This is a genomic window from Mycoplana sp. BE70, assembly GCF_031455855.1.
Classification (GTDB): Bacteria; Pseudomonadota; Alphaproteobacteria; order Rhizobiales; family Rhizobiaceae; genus Mycoplana.
This window is the reverse complement of the sequence record NZ_JAVDTM010000003.1, coordinates 240,852-262,633: the sequence shown is the minus strand read 5'-3', so window position 1 is coordinate 262,633 and position 21,782 is coordinate 240,852. Positions and strand designations below refer to the sequence as shown.

Annotated in this window: 23 protein-coding genes; 14 read left to right on the top strand and 9 right to left on the bottom strand. The window is 63.3% G+C overall.

What is annotated here, in order from left to right:
• Positions 1-8 precede the first annotated feature (8 nt).
• The gene (locus J2Y48_RS07450; RefSeq protein ID WP_405030170.1) at positions 9-1,559 is read left to right on the top strand and encodes a trimethylamine methyltransferase family protein; all 1,551 of its coding nucleotides are present in this window, start codon (positions 9-11) and stop codon (positions 1,557-1,559) included.
• Between the two features lie 84 nt (positions 1,560-1,643).
• Here J2Y48_RS07450 and J2Y48_RS07445 read toward each other — a convergent pair whose 3' ends face one another.
• From J2Y48_RS07445 to J2Y48_RS07425, 5 genes are all read right to left on the bottom strand, one after another.
• Positions 1,644-2,291, bottom strand: coding sequence for a PRC-barrel domain-containing protein (locus tag J2Y48_RS07445; RefSeq protein ID WP_310415084.1), 648 nt, complete (start codon positions 2,289-2,291; stop codon positions 1,644-1,646).
• Positions 2,292-2,491: 200 nt separating this feature from the next.
• Positions 2,492-3,376, bottom strand: a complete 885-nt coding sequence (locus J2Y48_RS07440) for an SMP-30/gluconolactonase/LRE family protein (protein ID WP_310415081.1) — start codon at positions 3,374-3,376, stop codon at positions 2,492-2,494.
• Position 3,377: 1 nt separating this feature from the next.
• Positions 3,378-4,010: a 2-dehydro-3-deoxy-6-phosphogalactonate aldolase gene (locus J2Y48_RS07435; protein ID WP_310415078.1), complete on the bottom strand. Its 633-nt coding sequence runs from the start codon at positions 4,008-4,010 to the stop codon at positions 3,378-3,380.
• A gap of 26 nt (positions 4,011-4,036) precedes the next feature.
• Positions 4,037-4,954 carry a 2-dehydro-3-deoxygalactonokinase gene (locus tag J2Y48_RS07430; RefSeq protein WP_310415074.1) on the bottom strand — a complete coding sequence of 306 codons (918 nt, stop codon included), beginning with the start codon at positions 4,952-4,954 and terminating at the stop codon, positions 4,037-4,039.
• Entirely contained in the window at positions 4,954-5,724 is a 771-nt protein-coding gene (locus J2Y48_RS07425; protein ID WP_310415071.1) for an SDR family oxidoreductase, read from the bottom strand. Before J2Y48_RS07425 ends, J2Y48_RS07430 begins: the two co-directional genes overlap by 1 nt.
• A 121-nt stretch (positions 5,725-5,845) precedes the next feature.
• Here J2Y48_RS07425 and J2Y48_RS07420 point away from each other — a divergent pair, with 121 nt between their 5' ends.
• The 12 genes from J2Y48_RS07420 (at position 5,846) to J2Y48_RS07365 (ending at position 17,260) form a co-directional block, all read left to right on the top strand.
• On the top strand, positions 5,846-6,643 hold the full coding sequence (locus J2Y48_RS07420) for an IclR family transcriptional regulator (protein WP_310415066.1): 798 nt from the start codon (positions 5,846-5,848) through the stop codon (positions 6,641-6,643).
• A gap of 251 nt (positions 6,644-6,894) precedes the next feature.
• Entirely contained in the window at positions 6,895-7,632 is a 738-nt protein-coding gene (locus J2Y48_RS07415; RefSeq protein WP_310415063.1) for a LuxR family transcriptional regulator, read from the top strand.
• A 73-nt stretch (positions 7,633-7,705) separates the two neighbouring features.
• Positions 7,706-8,461, top strand: a complete 756-nt coding sequence (locus J2Y48_RS07410) for a LuxR C-terminal-related transcriptional regulator (RefSeq protein WP_310415060.1) — start codon at positions 7,706-7,708, stop codon at positions 8,459-8,461.
• A 153-nt stretch (positions 8,462-8,614) separates the two neighbouring features.
• Positions 8,615-9,772, top strand: coding sequence for an iron-sulfur cluster carrier protein ApbC (apbC, locus tag J2Y48_RS07405; RefSeq protein WP_310415056.1), 1,158 nt, complete (start codon positions 8,615-8,617; stop codon positions 9,770-9,772).
• A gap of 145 nt (positions 9,773-9,917) precedes the next feature.
• A complete protein-coding gene (locus J2Y48_RS07400; RefSeq protein WP_310415053.1) occupies positions 9,918-10,901 on the top strand; it encodes a magnesium transporter CorA family protein in 984 nt (327 codons plus the stop codon).
• 15 nt (positions 10,902-10,916) lie between these two features.
• The gene (locus J2Y48_RS07395) at positions 10,917-12,821 is read left to right on the top strand and encodes a potassium transporter Kup (RefSeq protein ID WP_310415728.1); all 1,905 of its coding nucleotides are present in this window, start codon (positions 10,917-10,919) and stop codon (positions 12,819-12,821) included.
• Positions 12,822-13,069: 248 nt separating this feature from the next.
• Complete coding sequence (locus J2Y48_RS07390) at positions 13,070-14,245, top strand: cell wall hydrolase (protein ID WP_310415726.1); 1,176 nt, start codon at positions 13,070-13,072, stop codon at positions 14,243-14,245.
• Between the two features lie 263 nt (positions 14,246-14,508).
• Positions 14,509-14,883, top strand: coding sequence for an AtpZ/AtpI family protein (locus J2Y48_RS07385; RefSeq protein ID WP_310415050.1), 375 nt, complete (start codon positions 14,509-14,511; stop codon positions 14,881-14,883).
• Positions 14,884-14,941: 58 nt separating this feature from the next.
• Positions 14,942-15,694: a F0F1 ATP synthase subunit A gene (locus tag J2Y48_RS07380; protein ID WP_310415047.1), complete on the top strand. Its 753-nt coding sequence runs from the start codon at positions 14,942-14,944 to the stop codon at positions 15,692-15,694.
• Positions 15,695-15,776: 82 nt separating this feature from the next.
• On the top strand, positions 15,777-16,004 hold the full coding sequence (locus J2Y48_RS07375; RefSeq protein ID WP_310415044.1) for a F0F1 ATP synthase subunit C: 228 nt from the start codon (positions 15,777-15,779) through the stop codon (positions 16,002-16,004).
• A 75-nt stretch (positions 16,005-16,079) separates the two neighbouring features.
• Complete coding sequence (locus tag J2Y48_RS07370) at positions 16,080-16,763, top strand: F0F1 ATP synthase subunit B (protein ID WP_310415041.1); 684 nt, start codon at positions 16,080-16,082, stop codon at positions 16,761-16,763.
• Positions 16,764-16,774: 11 nt separating this feature from the next.
• On the top strand, positions 16,775-17,260 hold the full coding sequence (locus J2Y48_RS07365) for a F0F1 ATP synthase subunit B (protein WP_310415037.1): 486 nt from the start codon (positions 16,775-16,777) through the stop codon (positions 17,258-17,260).
• Positions 17,261-17,586: 326 nt separating this feature from the next.
• Here the strand turns inward: J2Y48_RS07365 and J2Y48_RS07360 are convergent, their stop codons facing one another.
• Both J2Y48_RS07360 and J2Y48_RS07355 read right to left on the bottom strand, forming a co-directional pair.
• The gene (locus tag J2Y48_RS07360; protein ID WP_310415034.1) at positions 17,587-18,246 is read right to left on the bottom strand and encodes a ribonuclease HII; all 660 of its coding nucleotides are present in this window, start codon (positions 18,244-18,246) and stop codon (positions 17,587-17,589) included.
• Positions 18,247-18,414: 168 nt separating this feature from the next.
• Positions 18,415-19,572 (bottom strand): PA0069 family radical SAM protein, encoded by a 1,158-nt coding sequence (locus tag J2Y48_RS07355; protein ID WP_310415031.1) that lies wholly within the window; start codon positions 19,570-19,572, stop codon positions 18,415-18,417.
• A gap of 202 nt (positions 19,573-19,774) precedes the next feature.
• Between J2Y48_RS07355 and J2Y48_RS07350 the strand changes: the two genes are divergently transcribed.
• A complete protein-coding gene (locus tag J2Y48_RS07350; RefSeq protein ID WP_310415027.1) occupies positions 19,775-20,308 on the top strand; it encodes a glycosyl transferase in 534 nt (177 codons plus the stop codon).
• A gap of 21 nt (positions 20,309-20,329) precedes the next feature.
• On the opposite strand, the gene moaB is transcribed toward J2Y48_RS07350, so the two are convergent.
• Together moaB and J2Y48_RS07340 are read right to left on the bottom strand one after the other, a co-directional pair.
• On the bottom strand, positions 20,330-20,872 hold the full coding sequence (gene moaB / locus J2Y48_RS07345; RefSeq protein ID WP_310415024.1) for a molybdenum cofactor biosynthesis protein B: 543 nt from the start codon (positions 20,870-20,872) through the stop codon (positions 20,330-20,332).
• Entirely contained in the window at positions 20,859-21,782 is a 924-nt protein-coding gene (locus J2Y48_RS07340) for a 4-(cytidine 5'-diphospho)-2-C-methyl-D-erythritol kinase (RefSeq protein ID WP_310415022.1), read from the bottom strand. The genes moaB and J2Y48_RS07340 overlap by 14 nt, the downstream gene beginning before the upstream one ends.

Here is a 21,782-nt window from a genome sequence, read left to right as displayed (position 1 = left end):
AGGAAGACATGGTGGCGACGGCGACAGTTGAAAACGCGACACGGCGCGGAAGGGGGGGGCGGCCGCAGCGCCGGGAGGGTTCCGCAAATGTGAAGGGCGTCCCCTACATTCAGCGCAACATCCCGACCTACGACATCCTGTCCGAGGAGAATCTGCAGAAGATCGAGCGAACCGCCGACCGCATCCTCGCCGAGGTCGGGATCGAGTTCCGCGACGATCCGGCCGCGATCGACCACTGGAAGCGGGCGGGTGCGAAGGTCGATGGCTTGCTGGTGCGCTTCGAGCCGGGCATGCTCAACGAGATCGTCTCGACCGCGCCCGCGCAATTCACCCAGTTTGCACGCAATCCGGCCAACAATGTCGAGATCGGCGGCAAGAACGTCGTCTTTTCCCCGGCTTACGGTTCGCCCTTCGTCATGGACCTCGACAAGGGGCGGCGCTACGGGACGATCGAGGATTTCCGTAACTTCATCAAGCTGGCCCAGTCCAGCCCGTGGCTGCACCATTCCGGCGGCACGATCTGCGAGCCGGTCGACGTGCCGGTCAACAAGCGCCATCTCGACATGGTCTACAGCCATATCAAGTATTCCGACCGTGCCTTCATGGGGTCGATCACGGCGGAGGAGCGGGCCGAGGATTCCATCGACATGGCGCGCATCCTGTTCGGCGCCGATTTCGTCGACCAGAACTGCGTCATTCTCGGCAACGTCAACGTCAACTCGCCGCTGGTCTGGGACGGCACGATGACGCGGTCGCTACGGGCCTATGCCCGCGCGAACCAGGCCGCGGTGATCGTCCCCTTCATCCTCGGCGGCGCCATGGGGCCGGTGACGAATGCCGGCGCGATCGCGCAGTCCTTCGCCGAGACGCTTGCCGGATGTGCGCTGACGCAGCTGGAGCGCAAGGGCGCCCCGGTGATCTTCGGAAACTTCCTCTCCTCCATGTCGCTCCGGTCCGGCTCGCCGACCTTCGGAACGCCCGAGCCGGCGATCGGCTCGATGGTGATCGGCCAGCTCGCCCGCCGGCTGAAGCTGCCGTTGCGATGCGCCGGCAACTTCTCCAACTCGAAGCTGCCGGACGGCCAGGCGATGCAGGAAGGCCTGATGTCGATGCTGTCGGCGATCCATTGCGGGGCCAACTTCATCCTGCATTCCGCCGGCTTCCTCGACGGTCTGCTCGCCATGTCCTACGAGAAGTTCGTGATGGACGCGGACCTGTGCGGGGCGCTGCATTCCTATCTCGCCGGTGTCACCGTCGACGACAACACGCTCGCGATGGACGCCTTCCTGCAGGTGGGCCCCGGCAGTCATTTCCTTGGCTGCGATCACACGATGCGCAACTACCAGACGGCCTTCTGGGATTCGACGCTGTCGGACAATGAGCCCTTCGAGAAGTGGAGCGAGGAAGGTGGTTCCACGGATATCGCCACGCGCGCCAATCGCCAGTGGAAGAAGACGCTTGCGGAGTATGAAGCACCGCCCCTGGATGTAGCCGTCGACGAGGCGCTCTGCGATTATGTCGAGCGGCGCAAGGCCGGCATGGCCGATGCGTGGTACTGATCGCATCCTGCGAACAGTCGGCCAATCCAAAAGAAAAGCCCGGCAACACATCGTGTTGCCGGGCTTTTCACTCCTGTTGCCCGCTTACTTTGCGGGTTCCGTCGTCGGAGCTGGTGCTGATGTCGCCGGAGCCGGCGTCATCGTCGTGGAGCCCGTTGCGGTCGTATCGACCGTGGAGCGCTCAGCGACCTTCTGCGACAGCGTCTTGAATTCCGGCGCTGCCTGCAGGCTTTCCGCCGTTTCGGTCGTGGTCAGTTTGACCTCGCCGCTATCGGGCGCCTGACTAATGGCAATGTTGCCGAACGGCACCGCCACCCACTTCTCGCCGATCCCCAGGAAACCGCCGACACCGATGACTGCAGCGGTGATGCCGCCGTCCTTCTCCATGATCAGGTCATTGATCGAGCCGATGCTCTCGTCCGCTGCGTTATAGACGGACTGGCCGATATAGGTATTGGCGCTGACCTGATCCGCCGACTGCTCGGTCAGATAGGTCTTGTCCATCACAGTCGTCATCGCCGGATCGGCGGATGGAGCGGTCGTAGTCGCTGCATTGTCCATTGGTTTGGCGGGATCCGCACTGGCGTCAGGCGTGGCGGGCTGACCCATCGTCTGCGTCTGTGTCTCAGGCTGCGCGGGTTGCGTCGTATCCTGCGCGAACGCTGCCGGGGCGACGGCCGCTCCGAGGAAAATCGCACCAGCAGCAACGGAAGTAAGAAGCTTCTTGGTCATTGTGAGCCTGCCTTTCTTCTGCGTTGGGTATCAAGGGCGGAGGACGCTTGCTGCCTCCGTCCGCACCAGCTGATGTTTGCAAAACTCGCTTGCTGAGGAATGGTTCCCGCGGAAATTGGTATCTCCAGGCCGTTTCCCAAATGAAAACAGCTTCGGATGCCAAGCCGAAGCTGTAACTAAAAGCGCCGATTGTGCCGGGTTCAGAGCCGGAAGGCCGGCTCGAACCGTCCCTTGACGGCGATGCCGAGTTCGAAAGTGCGGCCCGCTTCCGGGTCCGCTGCGCGCGCCTTTTCGCCCATCCCCTGCCAGGCCGAGGTGACGAGCAGCCGATCCGCGGTTGCGCCGATGAAGGCCGGGCAGCTCGCCTGCGTCGCCGGCACGGCGTAGCGCTGGACCATCATGCCGTCCGGCCGGTACACGTCGATAGTCCCGGTACCCCAGCGCGCGTTCCAGATCAGCCCGTCCGCATCGCAGACCGAACCATCGATACCGCCCGGGTAGCCTTTCTGCTCGCTCAGCACCTCGGGGGCACCGGTTGGCAGGCCGGTCGCGGGATCGACCGCGACGCGCATCAGATCGTTGACGGTGGTATCGGTGAAGTAGGCGGTGGCGCCGTCCGGCGAAAAGCAGATGCTGTTCGGAATGGTGATGTTGGAAAAGAGCCGCGTCACCGTGCTGCCGGCGACATGGTAGATGGCACCGGCATCCTTCTCGGCGTCATATCCCATCGTTCCGATCCAGAGCGCCCCGCTCGCGTGTACGCGACCGTCGTTGGACCGGTTGCCGGGTTTGTCCTCGATCGCAGCAAAGTGTTCGAGCTTTCCCGAATTTGTGTCGCGAACAAAAAGTCCGTCGTCGGAGGCGATCAGCTGGCGCGACGGATCGATTGTCGCGATGGCGCTGCCCATCAAGGGCAGGTCATGGACTCGCTTCGTCGAGGATGACAGGTGCAGTTCGTGTAGCTTGCGACCCTTGATGTCGAACCACCAGGCGGTATCGGTCGCGGGATCGTAGCTCGGCCCTTCGCCGAGCTCGCTCTTAACCTGGCACAAGGTCTGGCCGGTGAAGGGTACAATGTCCGTCATGTCAGGCTCCATAGACGCGGTCATAGGCTGCGATCGTCGTACGGGCGCGCGCGGCAACGTCCGCAGCGGCCATGTCCGGCTTGTAGAGGCTCGATCCAAGGCCGAAGCTCCTGATGCCGGCCTTCGCATAGTCGGCAAAGTTCGCCTCGGAAACGCCGCCTACCGCTGCGATCTCGAGATCGGCGGGTAGAACGGCGCGGATCGCGTTTATGCCGGACGGTCCGAGCACGCTGGCCGGGAAGAATTTCAACCCGGTCGCACCGGCACGGGCCGCGGCGAGCGCTTCGGTGGGTGTGAAGACACCCGGCATCGTCACCATGCCTTTGGCCGCAGCGAGCGAGATCACCGCCGGTTCGACGTTCGGGCTCACCATCAGGCGTCCGCCGACGACGTCGAGTTGTTCGACCTGATCTGTCGTCAATACGGTCCCGGCACCGATCAGGCAGTCGCTCGGCGCCATTTTCGCGGCGGTCTCGATCGAACGGAACGGATCGGGCGAGTTGAGCGGGATCTCGATCGCCGTGAAGCCGGCTTCGATCAGGGCGCCGACGACGCCCTCGGTCTCGGCGGGCTTCAATCCGCGCAGGATGGCGATGAGCGGCCGCTTCATCGCGGGAAAGGGAATGCGGCTCATAGGGTGACCTTCCTTCGCAAGACTGTTCAAAGAGCCCAGAGGCTGCGGGCCGCCACGGCGAGCCCGGCGCGCACGGCAATATCTGCATCGACGATCACCGGCTCGACCCCGGCGCAATCCAGCGCGCTTTCATAAAGCGCGCCAAGGGCGCCGGAGGCGACGAGCACCACGGGCGCCCCCGGCTCCGCAGCGTCAAGCGCGCCGGCGATTTCAAGGCCGATCAGGGTGCCGGATATCAGCGCTTTCGCATCCGTGGGGGCAAGACCGTGAAGGAGCGTTCCCGACCGGGCACCGAAGAGAAGACTGGTTGCGGTGGCCGGGTTGCGTATGACCTCCTCCACCGCCCGCCGGAAGGCGTCGCTGCCACCGTCGACCGCACCTGTATCGGCGATCGAGTGCTTGAGGATCGTGTGGCTTGCAACGGCGTCGAAAAGCTCCCCCGTCATGAAGGTGTGGAATCGGGTCACCATGCCGTCCGAAACATGCACCCATTTGCTGTGCGTGCCGGGCATGCAGACGAGGCTATGCCCGTCGGGGAGATCGGCGAGCGCGCCGAGAAGCTGCGTCTCTTCTCCGCGTATGACGTCGGGATGCGCCCTGTCGCGCTGCGCAAGTCCCGGCAGGATGCGGATGTCGGCGGTGGCATCGGGCACGCGCGCGGCGGCGAAGGGGATGGTGGAAAGCGCTGCTGGAACATCGATGTATCCGGCTTCGACCCAGCCCTGCCGGGCGCCGGCCATGCCGCAGATGATCACGGGCAGATCTGCCGGGGCCAAGACGGCTTCGCGATGGTTGGCCAGCACAGTGCCGAAGCCGGTCGTCGCCGCCGCCACCATGCCTTCGTTGCTGCGCCGTTCATCAAGGACGCTGCCGTCGTTGCCGATCAACCACAGCCGAAAACTGGAGGTGCCCCAGTCGACTGCGACGTAGGCCGGTTTCACCATCAAAATACTCCTCCGTCGATGATCATGGATTGCGCAGTCATCGCGCTCGATGCGTCGGATGCGAGAAACAGGCAGGGGCCGCTGATGTCGCCGGCCGTCAGCGACCGTTTCAGGCATTGCTCCTTCAGCATGGCGGCGATCGCCTCTTCGTCGAGCCACAGGCGCAACTGCCGGTCGGTCAGCACCATGCCGGGCAAGATGGCGTTGACCCGGATATTGTCCGGGCCGAGCTTGCCGGCGAGCGATTTCGTCAGGCCGATGATGCCGGCTTTCGCCGCGGCGTAGGCCGGCACCTCGCCCATGTTCAGCATGAACGCGATCGAGGAGACGTTAATGATGGAGCCGCCGCCGGCCTGGCGCATCGCCGGTGCCACCGCCTGGATCGCGAAGAACACGTGGCGCAGGTTGACCGCCTGGTTCTCGTCCCAATAGTCCGGCGTGACCTCGGCAAGGTCATGCCGGCTGTCGCGTGCCGCATTGTTGACCAGCACGCGAACCGGACCGATCGCCGCGCTGGCAGCTGCAATTGCCGACCGGTAGGCTTCGATGTCGCGAATGTCCGCCTTGAGGAACAAGGGCCGGTGGGACACCGCTGCGGCGAGGCGATCGACGAGCGCCATGCTTTCGTCTTCTGCGATGTCGACGAAGGCGACGCGGGCGCCCTGGCGGGCGAACGCTTCGACCAGGGCCGCGCCGATGCCGGAACCGCCGCCAGAGATCAGCACACCGCGACCTCGTAGCTCCGGATAGCTTGCGGCGGTCGCGGACATGACGTCTCCTTGCCGACTTCGGAATGAACGCGGTATGAGTTCCAATATATGGAATTCAGTTTGAATATATGGAATTATGTTCACCGGTTCGAGGTTGTCAAGCAGTCGCGCGGAGAGGAACATGGCTAGGCGGAACGGGGTGGAATCGGGGGCCTCGAGCACGGGGACACTCGGCAAGGCGGTCGCCGTTCTTGAACTCGTCGCGCTTTCGGATCGGCCGATGCGCTTTACGGAGATCCTGGAATTGGCGGGGCAGCCGCGCGGCACGCTGCACCGCCAATTGAGCCATTTGCTTGAGGAGGGGCTGCTCGAGCTGAACGCCGACCATTGCTACGAGCCCGGCCTTCGCCTGCTGAAGTTTGCCTCCAGCGCCTGGACGCGCAGCGACCTGCGCCGATTGGCAGCCCCGCATTTGCAGATACTGCATGAACTGACCGGCGAGACGGTCCACCTTGGCGTACTGAAAGGCTCGGAGATCATCTATCTCGACAAGGTCGAAAGCCGCCAGGCCGTGCGCATGGCCTCGCAGATCGGCAAGGCCTCGCCCGCTTACTGTACCGGGGTAGGCAAGGCCGCCCTTTCAGTCTTGCCGGAGCAGCATCTGCTCGATCTCCTGCGCGACGTCCCGTTTCGGCGCTTCACGGCGCAGACGATCACCAGCTTCGGGGCGCTGAGGGTGGAACTCGAGGCGATCCGCATGGCGGGATACGCCTTCGATCGGGAAGAGCACGAGCCGGGAATTCGCTGCGTTGCCGCCGCAATATCCGATTCAGGACTGAGCTTTGTGGGAGGCGTGTCGGTGACTGGACCTGCATACCGGGTCGGCGAAGAGGTGCTGCAGGCCTGGGCGCCGCTGGTGCAGAGGGTGGCGGCAGCGATCACGGAGGAAGTCGCCGCCCGGCTTGGCCCATCGCGCTGATCCTGAACCTAGTCCGGGAACGTGCGGAGGCAAAAATCCGAAGCCATTTTACGGTAAATTAGCAAAATGCGCTGGACGGACTTGGGGGGCGTGTTTAGCTTCCACTTCTGAGTGAACATTTCTGGGTGCTTCGTCGTAGCCTTGCGAGGAAGATGGCGCGCCAAGGCATGTTCTCGGGGGAGAAATGGGGAGGATGCCGCGATGGGCGTGCTAACGCTCGCAAGCCGCGGCTGGCTCCAGAAAGACTTGGAATGACCGAACAGCTTGTTGGGATGGCACCACAGACACCGCCTCACTGGGCGCGTCGCTTCGCCGAGGTCGGTTCGGAACGCGAGGTCTCGACGCTGCTGTCCGAAGTGACGAAGGGGTATGGCCTGTCCCGCTACCTCCTGATCAACGTTCCCGACAGCGCATCGACCGAAATTTCCCCCCATGTCCTGATGACGACCTGGCCTGCCGAGATGCTGCGGGGCTACGACCAGGCAGAATTGATCCTGGGTAGTCCGGTCATTCACCACCTGCGGCGCAGCACGAATCCATTCACCTATGACATGATCAGCACCAACAGCGACCGGCATGATGGCAAGGCGCAGATCGCCATTCGCCTGTTTGCGCAATACGGTCTGCCGCGCGGTGCTTATTTCCCGGCCCACAATCCCCTCGGGCAGCGTGGCGCCCTCGCATTTGGCGGCAATCGCTCCGTGCTGAAGCACATGGAGATGGCGGAACTGAACGCCATCGCCAACCTCGCCTTTACCAGGGTACTCGAGTTTCGGAGTGGGGCGCGGGTGCGTGCATCGTTGTCCCGCCGCGAAATCGAATGCCTGTCCTGGGCGTCCGCCGGCAAGACGAGCGCCGAGATGTCGGAGATCCTTGGCCTGTCCGAATACACGGTCAATCACTACTTGAACCGGGCAACGCGCAAACTGGACGCCGTCAATCGCGTTCAGGCGGTCGCCAAGGCAATTCGCGCCGGGCTCCTGAATTGACCGTGGTCGAGGCACAGGTCGGTCGCGACTTACGCAGATCCAAGCGGAAGCTTGCAGATCGCGCAGAGCATGGATGCAGAACGACATGACGGCGGAAGAAATAGGTCGCGAGGAACCGAACGGGTCTGATGCCAGCGCCGAGATTGCGAGCCTTGAGACGCAGTTCGACGTGGTTCGTTTTCTGCGGCGAACGGGTGAATCCTTTTCCCTGAAGCACTTCATCGCCTTCCTGCTGCCCGGGTTCGAGGCGGAGAAGCTGGGCGCTCATTCCATCGTCAGCAATTGGCCCGCGGAGGTCATCGCAAAATACGATGCCCTCAAGATGGTTCGCCGCAGCCCTGGCATCCGCAAGCTGCGGGCGACGACGATCCCGTTCTCCCTCGACTTGGCGGGTTGGATCGAAGGCGCCTCGCAAGAAGATGATCTGGCCAACCTGGCAGAGTTCCTGCAGGGGCATGGCATGCAGGCGGCGCATGTCTTCCCGGTCCATGACGCGCTCGGCAATCGTGGCGCGATCGTCTGGACTGGCGAGAAGCGTACGCTGAGCTTTGAGCAGCGGCTGTTGCTGCAGATGATCTCGATACAGGTGTTCAACCGCCTGGCGGAGATCGGAGCCGCCTGGAAGACCGGGCAGGTGGTGTTGACGGAGCGCGAGATCGAGTGCCTGAGCTGGACCGCCGCCGGCAAGACGAGCCTGGAGATCGCCGAGATCCTCGGCCTCTCCGAACACACGATCAATCACTACCTCAATCAGGTGACGCGCAAGCTCGAGGCGGTGAACCGCACCCAGGCCGTGGTGAAGGCGATCCGTCGGGGGTTCATCACCTGAAGTGCTGCAGTGCGGTGCTATCCATGCGACGCCGGCAATGACCCGGGCATCTTGCCGCACCGGCGGGCATGGAGAGGGGAGCCGTGCTGAATACCGTTCCGCTTCGACCGGGAATGCGCTATCAAAGCGCCAACGAATATCGGCGAGGTTGGCATGACGGACGTTTCGAAAGACCAGGTACTGGAAAAGCTCAAGTCGGTTCGCGGACCGGACATGGATGGCAATATCGTCGACCTGGGCATGGTCTCCGACGTGTTCATTTCCGACGGCAAGGTTTATTTTTCGATCACGGTTCCGGCAGAGCGGGCCAAGGAGCTTGATCCCATGCGCGCCGCGGCGGAACGTGTGGTGCGCGACATCCCTGGCGTGAAGGCCGCGATGGTGGCGTTGACCGCCGACAAGAAGGCGGGTGCGGGTTCGGCACCGGTGTCGCGACCGGCACCACAGGCGCAGGCGGGACATGCGCACGGTGCACACGGCCAGCAGCCGCAACGAGCCAAGAGCGGCGTTCCCGGCGTGGGAGCCATCATCGCGGTTGCCTCGGGCAAGGGCGGCGTCGGCAAGTCGACCACCTCGGTCAACCTGGCGCTGGCGCTTAAGGCGAACGGTCTTCGCGTCGGTATTCTCGACGCCGACATCTACGGTCCCTCCATGCCGCGCCTTCTCGGGATTTCCGGCCGTCCGCAGCAGATCGAAAACCGCATCATCAAGCCGATGGAAAACTACGGCATCAAGGTGATGTCGATGGGCTTCCTCGTCGACGAGGACGTGGCAATGATCTGGCGTGGCCCGATGATCCAGTCGGCGCTGATGCAGATGCTGCGGGAGGTGGCCTGGGGCGAACTCGACGTGCTGGTCGTCGATATGCCGCCGGGCACGGGTGACGCCCAGTTGACGATGGCGCAGCAGGTGCCGCTTGCCGGTGCCGTCATCGTTTCCACGCCGCAGGATCTGGCGCTCATCGATGCCCGCAAGGGTCTCAACATGTTCAACAAGGTCGAAGTGCCGGTGCTCGGACTGGTCGAGAACATGAGCTACTTCATCGCGCCGGACACCGGCAACCGCTACGACATCTTTGGCCACGGCGGTGCGCGCAGGGAGGCCGAGAAGATCGGCGTTCCCTTCCTTGGCGAGGTGCCGCTGACGATGGATATCCGCGAGACCTCCGACGCCGGGACCCCGGTCGTCGTCTCCAACCCGGAAGGGGCGGCGGCGAAAACCTATCGCGACATCGCCGCGCGCGTGTGGAGTGAACTGAAGGCAAAGCAGGCGACTGGCGCCCATGCCGCGCCGAGCATCGTCTTCGACTAAAGCCGGGCGCTCCCGACCGGGACTGTAGCGGGGCGGGACTTGATTTCAGAGCGGCGCTGCGCAATATGCGCATCCGCCTTGCCGACCCGCTTGGCGTCAACTAGGGCAAAGGTGCGCGTTTGGTCTTCTTCGGAGCCGCCCGCAGGTGATAACGGTCTATCGATCCAGCGGGGAAGCTGTGCTTCTTTCGCCCGAAATGCTGGCCGATTCCGGTTCGGTTCCGGCGGATATTGTTTGGATCGATCTCCTCTCGCCAACCCATGAAGAAGATGCCTTCGTCGAGAAGTTTCTCGATATCGATGTGCCGACGCGCGACGAGTTGAAGGATATCGAGCCGTCGAGCCGGCTCTACTCCGAAAACGGCACCGTCTACATGACGGCCTCGGTTGTCTGGAAGGCTGACAGCGATCAGCCGGAACTGGCCGACATCGCCTTCATCCTGACGGATCGTTGCCTGCTGACGATCCGTTATGCCGAACCTCGGTCATTTGAGCTCTTCCGGGCGGCGATGCCGCGTCTGGCGGGAGGCTGCGATAGGGGCACGGCGATGATCACGCGTCTCTTGGAGACGATTGTTGACCGGACGGCCGAGATTCTCGAACTGTCGGTGGCAAGGGCAGACCAGCTCTCGCTCGAGGTGTTCGGCGACAAACGCCATATCAATCGGCGAGCGCCGCGCTATCTCGAGGGTCGACTGGTGGCGGTCTCCGCCTTGCATCGGCTCGTGGCGAAGACACGCGACAGTCTGATGTCGCTTTCACGGCTGACGACATTCCTCTACACCGTGCCTCCGCTGCAGGCGGACGTGGAAAGTCGGGAACTGTGCCGCACCGTCTCGCGCGACATCCAATCGCTTTCCGAGCATGCGAACTTTATCGCAAGCAACATTTCGTTTCTGCTTGACGCCTCGCTGGGCTTGATCAATCTGGAGCAGAACCAGATCATCAAGATCTTTTCCATCGCTTCTGTCGTGCTGCTGCCGCCTACACTGATCGCTTCGATCTACGGAATGAATTTCGAATTCATGCCGGAATTGCACGTTAGCTACGCCTATCCATTGGTGCTCGGCGCGATGGTTGCTTCAGCCGTGATACCCTTTTTCTTCTTTCGCTGGAAAGGCTGGCTCTAAAGCCTGTTCAAAATGATGTCGCACATCGAAGCACACGCAGCAACTGGCCGTGGTGGCCGTGCGCGTACCCTGTTTCTCCTCGCGCTCGGCTCGATCGGCGTCGTCTATGGGGATATCGGCACCAGCCCACTCTATGCCTTCCGCGAGGCACTGCGCCCGATTTCGTACGATGGGGTCACCCGGGATGAAGTCGTGGGGTTGATCTCGCTGGTGATCTGGACGCTGACCATCATCGTGACCCTGAAATACGTGCTCTTCCTGCTGCGCGCCGACAATGGTGGCGAGGGCGGCACGCTGTCGCTCCTTGCCCTGTTGCGGAAGACAGCGAACGGGCACAAGGCCGTTCTCTTCTTCATGGGGCTCGCCGGTGCGGCGCTCTTCATCGGTGACGCCATGATCACGCCGGCGCTCTCCGTGCTTTCCGCTGTCGAAGGCGTGAAGCTCGTCACCCCCGACCTTTCCGACTATATCGTGCCGATCTCGGTCTTGATCCTCGTCGTTCTCTTTGCGGTGCAATCCTGGGGTACGGATGCCGTCTCGCGGTTTTTCGGCCCGATCATGTCGCTCTGGTTCATCGTCATGGCTGCTGCCGGCGCTGCGCACCTGGGCGACGACCCAGGCATCCTTGCGGCCTTCAATCCCGTCTACGCCGTGACCTTCCTCTACAATCACGGCTATCTCGGCTTGGTCGTGCTCGGAGCGGTTTTCCTCACGGTAACGGGGGCGGAAGCGCTCTATGCAGACCTCGGACATTTCGGTCGCAAGCCGATCCAGTGGGCTTGGTTCTGCCTGGTCTTTCCGGCGCTGACGCTGAACTACCTGGGGCAAGGGGCCCTTGTCCTGAAGCACCCTGAGGCGATCGAGAATCCCTTCTTCCTGCTGTTTCCGAAATGGGCGCTGCTTCCCGCCGTGATCCTGGCCACCGCGGCCACGATCATCGCCAGCCAGTCCGTCATCACCGGCGCCTTCTCGATCGCACGCCAGGCAATCCACCTGGGCTTTCTGCCGCGCATGGAAATCTTCCATACCTCGGCGACCCAGACCGGGCAGATTTACCTGCCGGCCGTCAATGCCGTCCTGCTTTTCGGGGTGATGTCCCTTGTGTTCATGTTCGGCTCCTCCGAGGGGTTGGCCACCGCGTACGGCATCTCCGTCACCGGGGCGATGGTGGTCACGACCGCACTCGCCTTCGAGTTCCTGCGCATGCGCTGGCGCTGGAAGCCCGCCGTGGCCGTGCTCGTGCTGCTGCCGCTGTTCCTACTGGAACTGGTCTTCCTCGGCGCCAATCTGCTGAAGGTCCACGACGGTGGCTATGTGCCGATCCTGATCGCGGCCGCTTGCACGCTGCTCATGTGGACCTGGGTCCGCGGAACGGCGCTCCTTCGCGACAAGACGCGGCATATCGAGGTGCCGCTGGATGTCTTTGTCAAGTCGATCGAAAAGAAGAGCGCCCATGCTCCCGTCTCAGTCAGCGGGACTGCGATCTTCCTGACGAGCGATCCGGATTTCACGCCCGCAGCCCTGCTGCACAACATCAAGCACAATCACGTGCTGCACGAGCAGAACTTCATCCTGACGGTTACCTCGACCAACACGCCGAAGGTCTTGCCGGCCGACCGCTGCAGCATGGAGCGCATCTCAGACCGCTTCGCCCGCATCCAGATCCGCTTCGGCTTCATGGAGACACAGAACGTATCACAGGCGCTCGGGCTTTTCCGCAAGTCGGGCGTGAAGTTCGACATCATGTCGACCTCCTTCTACCTCGGCCGGCGCAAGCTGGTGCCCGATCGCCATTCGGGCATGCCTTACTGGCAGGATCGCCTCTACATCGCCATGGCAAATGCGGCGGTCGACCCCTCGGACTACTTCCGCCTGCCGACGAACCGTGTCGTCGAGCTCGGCTCCCAGGTCATCATCTGAGGCGCACCGCCAAGACGAACGCCGGTGCCATTGCGGCGATCGCTGTCCAATCAGCTTCGGACATTCTGGAGCTGCCGGCGTTAACCGTCCATCAAGGTTAATTCTTCATTCTCCGTCAATGAAACGAGCCGGTTCGCCCCGCTTTCTCGGGGTCGGCTTCAGCAAGAGTGATCGCCTGCAGGTTCACCGCCCGGCTTGTCGGGTGGCGATGCCGCTTGGCCGTGTGTTGTCGGAGTGTGCCGGTGCGTATGCGTATCGTTCGTGTGAAGGGGTCGGCCCTGTGGCGGCGCGATTGGCTTGCCCCGGTGACCTTGGGACTTTCCCTCTACGCAGCGTTGCCCGCCGAAGCCGGCCATTCCGACCTGGCGACCTTCATCTCCGGCGTCAACCGGAAGGGCGGGAGCCAGCAGGTGGTCATGACCCCTTCGCCCGCCGGTTCAATTCACATGGTCGATGTCGCCTTCAACGACCCGATCACGACGGGTGCGCTTTCCAGCGGCGCCGGACTGGAACTGCCCGGCGGGGCGGAGGCTTCGATGGTCGCCGCCCACAAAGGGCAGGGCGGCATCCCGGACGAGGACCGCGTCAATCGCCGTGAAAAGAAGGGGCGCATCGTCGCAGTGACGCCGGTGGCGCCGCCGAAGGCCTTTACCGCCGGGTCGGTGCTCGACCGGCAGGCATCGCTGATGAGACCCGATTTCGACAATGCGGAGCGCATGCGTTTCATCGCGCCGAAGATCAAGGGCAAGGAAATCGAGATCGCCACGGCCTTCTACCGGAAAAAGCCGGTGGTGAAGGATCCCGGCGTGCCGGCAATGCTGGCGGATCTGGTTACCAATGAGGGCGCCGACGTTCTTGCCACCGCCTATGCCCCGCCCGAGGCCGACTATGCCCGCGTCTCGCCGTTCGATTCGATCCTGACGAAGAAGGATACAGCCGGCGGTCGGTTCATCCCGGAGATTGCGCCCGAAGACCACGCCTGGGCCGCCACCGTGCTTCCCGCGACCGTGTTTTCTGCGGCCGAGCAGAAGTGCCTGACGAACGGGATCTACTTCGAGGCGCGCGGGGAAACGCTGAAGGGCCAGGCGGCCGTGGCCCAGGTCATCCTGAACCGCGTGCGCAATCCGGCCTATCCGAAAACGATCTGCAGTGTGGTCTACCAGGGGCAGGATTTGCGCACCGGTTGCCAGTTCTCCTTCACCTGCGACCGCATCCCCGACCTCGTGCTGGCGCCCTGGCATTGGAAGACGGCCCAGGAGGTCGCCCTGGCGGTCACCGCCGGCAAGATCTGGCTGCCGGAAGTGGGCTCGGCCACCCACTACCACGCCACCTATGTCAAGCCGAACTGGGGCCCGACGATGCAGCGGGTCGCCAAGATCGGCAAGCACATCTTTTACCGCACCTATGGTGGAGGCTGGATCTGAGTCTGCTGCCGGTGGCGTGGCAAGTGGCCGCGCCGCCGGCGATTCCCTGTCGCTCAACCGGGGGTGATTCCCAGATTCCGTTCTAATATTTTGATTTTGCTGGTTAAATTTAGGGCCCGTCAAAGCTCCGCCCCGCCTTGACTATGCAAGTCCCTAAAACTATGTTGCGCCCGACTTCAAACGGGCCTGAAGCTGGCTTAAAACCTAACCGTGAATATGTCCGCAATAGGGCGCAGCGCGCCGCGGAAACGGAAGGAAACGCCATGAGCGACGGCCGGAAGGAAAGTCTGGAAGAACGCAGGCAGCGCCTTGACGCGGAACTCGCACAAAGGCGTAAGGATGATAGCGCAGTCGACGCAGCCGAGGAGAAGGCAGCCGAAAGCCGAAAGGGCTATGCGGTTGCGATGAAGCTCTCCAGCGAGTTCGTCGCCGCGGTCATCGTGGGCGCGCTTCTTGGCTACCTGGTGGATCGCTTTGCCGGGACTGCGCCGTGGGGCATGATCGTGCTCCTGTTGCTCGGTTTCGGTGCGGGCGTATTGAACGTGATGCGGTCGGCGGGAATGGTGGCTTCACCGCATCCGGTCGACAGGATGGCCGGCAGAGACGCCGGGCACAAGAAGAACGGGGACGGCGCCTGAGCGCTGTCCGGGTTAGAGGAATAACCGTCCGGCGGGCGGCAAACGAGAGAGATTAGCGGTGTCCAACGATCCGACCCATCAGTTTCTGGTCAACAAGATTGTTCCGATCGAAATTGGCGGAATCGATTTCTCCTTCACCAACGCTTCGCTGTTCATGGTGGCGTCCGCCGCCGTCGCCGCGGGCTTCCTCTACATGACGACGTCACAGCGCGGCATCATTCCGAGCCGCATGCAGTCCGTCTCGGAAATGTCCTATGAGTTCATCGCCTCGATGCTGCGCGAAGGCGCCGGCAGCAGCGGCATGAAGTTTTTCCCGATGGTGTTCTCGCTGTTCATGTTCATCCTGACCGCGAACCTTCTCGGCATGATGCCGTACTTCTTCACGGTCACCAGCCAGATCATCGTCACCCTTGCCCTTGCCCTTCTGGTCATCGGTACCGTGATTTTCTACGGCTTCTTCAAGCACGGTTTCAGCTTCCTGAAGATTTTCGTGCCGCAGGGCGTTCCCGGCGTGCTTTTGCCCTTGGTCGTCGCGATCGAAATCATCTCGTTCCTTTCCCGTCCCATCAGCCTCTCGGTTCGTCTGTTTGCAAACATGCTGGCCGGCCACATCACGCTGAAGGTTTTCGCAGGCTTCGTTACGTCGTTGAGCGCGCTCGGCGCGCTCGGCATCGGTGGTGCGATCCTGCCGCTCATCATGACCGTCGCAATCACCGGTCTTGAATTCCTCGTCTGCTTCCTCCAGGCCTATGTCTTTGCGGTACTGACCTGCATGTACCTCAACGACGCTGTGCATCCGGGTGGGCACTAAGGAATACAGTCGCTTGCTTCCGGCCGGTTTTGCCGCCGGAAGCGCTATCTAAGCCGCAACAACCCATTCGAAGGAGTTCATCATGGAAGCGGAAGCAGCAAAGTTCATCGGCGCAGGTCTCGCTTGCTTTGGCATGGCCGGCACGGCCCTCGGCCTCGGCAACATCTTCGGCAGCTACCTGTCCGGCGCACTGCGCAACCCGTCTGCTGCTGACGGCCAGTTCGGCCGCCTCGTATTCGGCTTCGCCGTTACGGAAGCTCTGGGCATCTTCTCGCTGCTCGTCGCCCTGCTGCTGCTCTTCGCCGTCTAATAACGGCTGGAAGACCGGACCACGGCCGGCTGCGGCCGTGGTCCGCTTACTGTTTGAGTGCACCTGGAGGTGAGCATGTCTGCGACCGCGGCCAAGGCCGAGTCCATCCCATTCACGATCGCTCAGGCCGAGACCACGACGGAAACGCACGACGCTGCTCCGGCGGGCGACGCGCATCAGGCTGCTCCGGCGACCGATGCCCAAGGCGCTGCCGCTCCCACCGGCGAACTGCACACCGAGACGGGTGTCGCCCACGGCGAAGAGAGCGGTGTGTTCCCGCCGTTCGACGCATCCACCTTTCCCTCCCAGGTCCTGTGGCTGGCGATCACCTTCGGCATTTTCTACCTGATCATGTCCAAGATCATCGTGCCGCGCGTCGGCTCGATCCTCGAGACGCGCCACGACCGCATCGCCCAGGATCTTGACGAGGCCGCTCGCCTGAAGACCGAAGCGGACACCGCAATTTCGACCTATGAGCAGGAACTGGCCGACGCCCGCACCAAGGGCCACGCCATCGCCGCCGAGGCTCGCGATGCCGCCAAGGCAAAGGCCGACGCCGAGCGTCTGAAGATCGAAGAAAGCCTCAACGGCAAGATCGCCGCCGCCGAGACCCGCATCGCCGGGATCAAGGACAAGGCCCTCGCCGACGTCGGCGCGATCGCCGAAGAAACCGCTGCGGCTGTGATCGAACAGCTCATCGGCGGCAAGACCACCAAGACCGAGATCGCGGCCGCGGTGAAGTCGGCGGCAGCGAAGTAAGGAAGCGGACCATGGCATTTGACGCAACTTTCTACGCCTTCGTTGGTCTCGTCCTCTTTCTGGCGCTGATCGTTTACCTGAAGGTCCCCGGCGCGATGGGCAAAGCCCTCGACCAGCGGGCCGACAAGATCTCGAACGAGCTTATGGAGGCCAAGCGCCTGCGTGAAGAGGCCCAGAGCCTGCTGGCGGAATACCAGCGCAAGCGCAAGGAAGCCGAGGCCGAGGCAGCCGCCATCGTGGCGACCGCGCAGCGCGAGGCCGAGGCGCTGACGGCCGAAGCCAAGCAGAAGACGGAAGAGTATGTAACCCGTCGCACCGCACTGTCGGAGCAGAAGATCAAGCAGGCCGAGGCCGACGCGATCAACGCCGTTCGTTCGGCCGCCGTCGATCTTGCGATCAGCGCCGCCGAGAACGTGCTTTCGAGCAAGTCCGATGCTGCCACCAGCAAGTCGCTGTTTGACAAGGCTGTCGCGGAAGTGAAGACCCGCTTGAACTAAGGGTCGGTGATTCCCAAGAGAATTGAAAGGCCGGAGCGATCCGGCCTTTTGTCGTTTGAGATCGTACGGCGACTTCGCCTGCGTAGGAAAACCGGATGTTGGCGAGGGCCCTTGAGTTTCGGGACGCTGGTTGATCGTTTGATGGGTGACGGGCCGAGCAGCGGCAGAAACGGTTCACGCACCGAAAAATGCTTGGCTTGTATGCGTTTCGGCAAGCGATGCAATGGGTCTATCTTCGTCGGGAAGGGGCACTGTCCCCGTCCATTTCCTAAACCGAAGCCATCTCCTTCGACGCGGACATCAACCGGCGTACGGGTCGGACAGCGTCAGTCTTGGGCGTCCACCCTGAATGGCCGAAAACTCATGCGATGCAGGGTACAGGGACCGAACTCGCCGATCGCCGAGCGATGGCGCTCGGTCGCATAGCCGGCATGGGCGTCGAAGCCGTAGCCCGGAAAGGTGCTTTCGGCGCAGGTCATCATCCGGTCGCGAACGACCTTGGCAATGATGGACGCCGCGGCAATTGAAAGCACGCGGGCGTCCCCTTTGACGACCGCCTTGCCCGCGCAGGCAAGTCCGGGCGGGACGTCCAGTCCGTCGGTCAGGACCAGGCCGGGCCGCGCGGGAAGGCCGAACACCGCTCTGCGCATCGCGTCCAGGCTGGCTTTGCGAATATCCGTGCGGTCGATCCGGCGCGCGCTCGAAGAGGCAACCGATACCATGGCGGTCGCAAGGATCTCGGCAAACAACGCCTCGCGCTTTGCTGCCGTCAATTGCTTGGAGTCGTGCAGGCCATCCGGAATTCTCTCCGGGTCGAGGATGACGGCCGCCGCCACCACCGGCCCGGCGAGCGGCCCGCGCCCGGCCTCGTCTGCACCGGCGACCGGCCATTGGCCGGCCTTGCGGGCGGCCAGCTCCATCAGGAAGTCCGGGCCTTCGGGAAGGTCGAAGAGGAGGGGGGAATCGGTGGTCGCGCGGCGTGGCATGCGGCGACCCTCGCACGACCGACCGATTCCCTGCAAGTCCCTCGGCGAGGCGGCACCGAGGGAACCACGACATTGCTGGGGACGGTGCAATGTCGATTTCGTTTGGCAGTCGGATCACGCTTTGGCCTTTTGTCTTCTGAGGCCTTTGAGTGACCGCCAGGAGTGACCTCAGAGCAGCGAGAGCTGGACGCCGCTGCCGGACGGTGGAACGAACAGATCGGTTGAAAGGCTCCGTCGGGTTCGGTTCAGCTTGAGCCGCTTGGCCGCCAGCTCGAACCGCCGCGCGATCTGCCAGGCGTATGGGCCGGCGCCCTTCATCCGCTTGCCGAACTCGGCGTCATAGTCCTTGCCGCCCCGCATCGAGCGCACCAGCGACATCACGTGCCGGTAGCGGTCCGGATATTCCCGCAGCAGCCAGTCCCCAAACAACGGGCTGACTTCGAGCGGAAGACGCAGGAGCACATAGCTCGCCTCCTGGGCACCGGCCGCCTTGCCGGAATCGAGGATGCGCTCCAGTTCGTGATCGTTCAGGCCGGGGATGAGTGGCGCCGCCATCACGCTGACCGGAATGCCGGCCTCCGATAAAGCACGCATTGCTTCGAGCCGCCGCGTAGGCGTTGCCGCGCGCGGCTCCATCGTGCGGGCCAGCTTGCGGTCGAGCGTCGTCACCGACAGGCCGACCCAGGCAAGCCCTTTTGCAGCCATGCGCGAAAGGATATCGATATCGCGCATGACGAGGGCCGACTTGGTGACGATCGAGACGGGATGGTCGGCGGCTTCCAGGACTTCGAGAATCTGGCGCATGATGCGCCACTCCTTTTCGATCGGCTGATAGGGATCCGTGTTCGTGCCGATCGCGATCACCCGAGGCCGGTAACCGGGCTTGGAAAGTTCGCGTTCCAGCAGTCGCGGTGCGTCGGGCTTGGCAAACAGCTTCGCTTCGAAGTCCAGCCCGGCGGAAAGCCCCATGAAGGCGTGTGACGGGCGGGCAAAGCAATAGATGCAGCCATGCTCGCAGCCGCGATAGGGGTTGATCGAGCGGTCGAACGGGACGTCGGGCGACTCGTTGCGGGTGATGATGCTGCGCGGCTTTTCCACCTGCACTTCGGTCTTGAACGGCGGCAGGTCCTCCAATGATTCCCAGCCGTCGTCAAAACTCTCTCGGGTCTGCGGCTCGAAGCGGCCGGAAAAGTTCAGGCCGGCCCCGCGTCCGCGACGCCGGTCAATATCGATGCGTAGACCCGTCTGCGTCATCAGCGCATCGGCAATATCGACCGTATTGGCGGGCGCGAGCGCGCCCTCCCTGAGGCTTTGCAGTTCGGTCATCGGGGTTCTCCATTGAGGGAATCTCTTCCCTCCAATGACTTTATTCCTAACAGTGAAATGAGAACAAGACAAGAACAAAACTTGTTTTCCGTGCAATTGCCCCCCGACCGGTTGGCACCGCCCGTGCGGGCATCAGAAGCTCCAGGCGGATTCGCCAATGCCGTCAGTGGCTTTGTTCGCTACCATGCGGTATTGGACTCAAATGCTGACAGTCTTGATCGAATGCCACAATGACGAGCCCGAACTGGCGCAGACCCTGTCGGCGCTTATTCCCGGCGCCGTCGAGGGGTTGGTGCGGGATGTCATCGTGCTCGATCATGGTTCGTCCGACGGCTCGGCCAAGGTGGCAGACGCTGCGGGCTGCACTTTCCTGACGCGTTGGGACTTGCACGAGGTGGTAAGTTCCGCGCGGGGCGAGTGGCTGCTGCTGCTGGAACCGGGAGCGCGGCCGTTGAACGGTTGGATCGATGCCGTCGGCGAATATATTGGCACGAGCCAGGCGCCCGCGCGCTTTGCCGGCTCGCGCAATCATCGCCGGCCGTTTCCTCGGCGGCTGCTCGGTCGGCGAACCGCGCTGGAGCAAGGACTGCTCCTTTCGAAACGGCAGGGAATTGCTCTTGCCGCGCCAAACGCCAGCCTCGCGGGGATTGCAACCGGCGTCGCGGCCCGGCAACTGGTCGCCGAGATCGTACCGGCCTGGGCGGTTCGCGCGATGCAGCAGAAAGTCGGGGCATAGCCCCTGAGAGGTGGTCGGCGGCTATTTGCGCTTAAGGTGCTCGTCCAGGCGCGGCATGATCTCGACGAAGTTGCAGGGCAGGTGGCGATAGTCCAGTTGCGCGGCGAGAATGCCGTCCCAGGCATCGCGGCAGGCGCCGGGCGAGCCGGGCAGCACAAAGATGAAGGTCGCGTTTGCGACGCCGCCGGTGGCGCGGGACTGTATGGTCGAGGTGCCGATCTTGTCGTAGGAGATGCGGTGGAACACCTCCGAAAACCCGTCCATCTTCTTCTCGAACAATGGCTCCAGCGCTTCGGGCGTCACGTCGCGGCCGGTGAAACCGGTCCCGCCGGTGGTGATCACGACGTCGATGCCGGCATCCTTCGTCCAGCCTTCGACCTGCGCGCGGATCGCCGCCTTGTCGTCCGGCACGATTGCGCGCGCGGCGAGCCGGTGCCCGGCCTTCTCCAGCCGCTCCACTAGCGTGTCGCCCGAGCGGTCGTCGGCGGGCGTGCGCGTGTCGGACACGGTCAGAATGGCGATCGAAAGCGGAATGAAGGGTCTCGTCTCGTCAAGCCGTGCCATGTGGTTCCCCTCCTTCATAACTTTCGGTCGCAACAACGAACCAGTCCGGCCGCGCCGATTCCAGCACGGCGGCCGCCCGGTGCGCCGCATCCCCGGTATCGTACAGGCCAAAGCAGGTGGCACCAGAGCCGGACATGCGTACCAGACGGGCGCCGGTTCTGATCAACTCCGTTCGCACCGCGTCGATTTCCGGACAGATGGCGCGCGCCGGTTCTTCCAGATCGTTGCGCATGGATTGCATAGCTGCAAGCCATGCCGCCGCGCCGGCGAGGGCTGCTGGTGGAGCGAGGCGCGGGTTTTCCTTCGTGGCAAGCCGCCGGAAGATGTCCGGCGTCGAAACGCCGACAAGGGGATTGACGAGAACGATCGGAAAAGAGGGCAGCGCGTCAAGCATGGTCAGCTGTTCGCCAATGCCACGGGCGACGAGCGGCCGCGCCAAGAGGCACATCGGCACGTCGGCGCCCAATTGCAGCGCCAGGTCCGCCAGATCGATATCCGGAAGCGAGGCGTCCCAGTGCCGCAAGAGCGCGCGCAGGGTGGCGGCTGCGTCGGCAGAACCGCCGCCGATCCCGGAGGCAACGGGCAGGTTCTTCTCCAGGTGCAGGTGAACGGGCGGGGTGGCCGTGCCCCGGCGTTGCAACGCCGCCCGGAGCAGGTCGCGCGCCTCGAGCACGAGATTGCTGGTCGCCGGTCCGTCCCGCAACTGCGGCGCAAACCGACCCGAGAGCGTGAACCGGTCCGCCTCCGCCGGCGCCACGCCGATGCGGTCGCCGAATCGGGTGAAAGTGACGAGCATGTCGACGAAGTGGTAGCCATCGGCCCGTAGGCCGACGACATGCAGCGCCAGATTGATCTTCGCGGGTGCCGGCTCTGCCAGCACGAAACCGGTCATGCCTTCATCGGGAGCCAT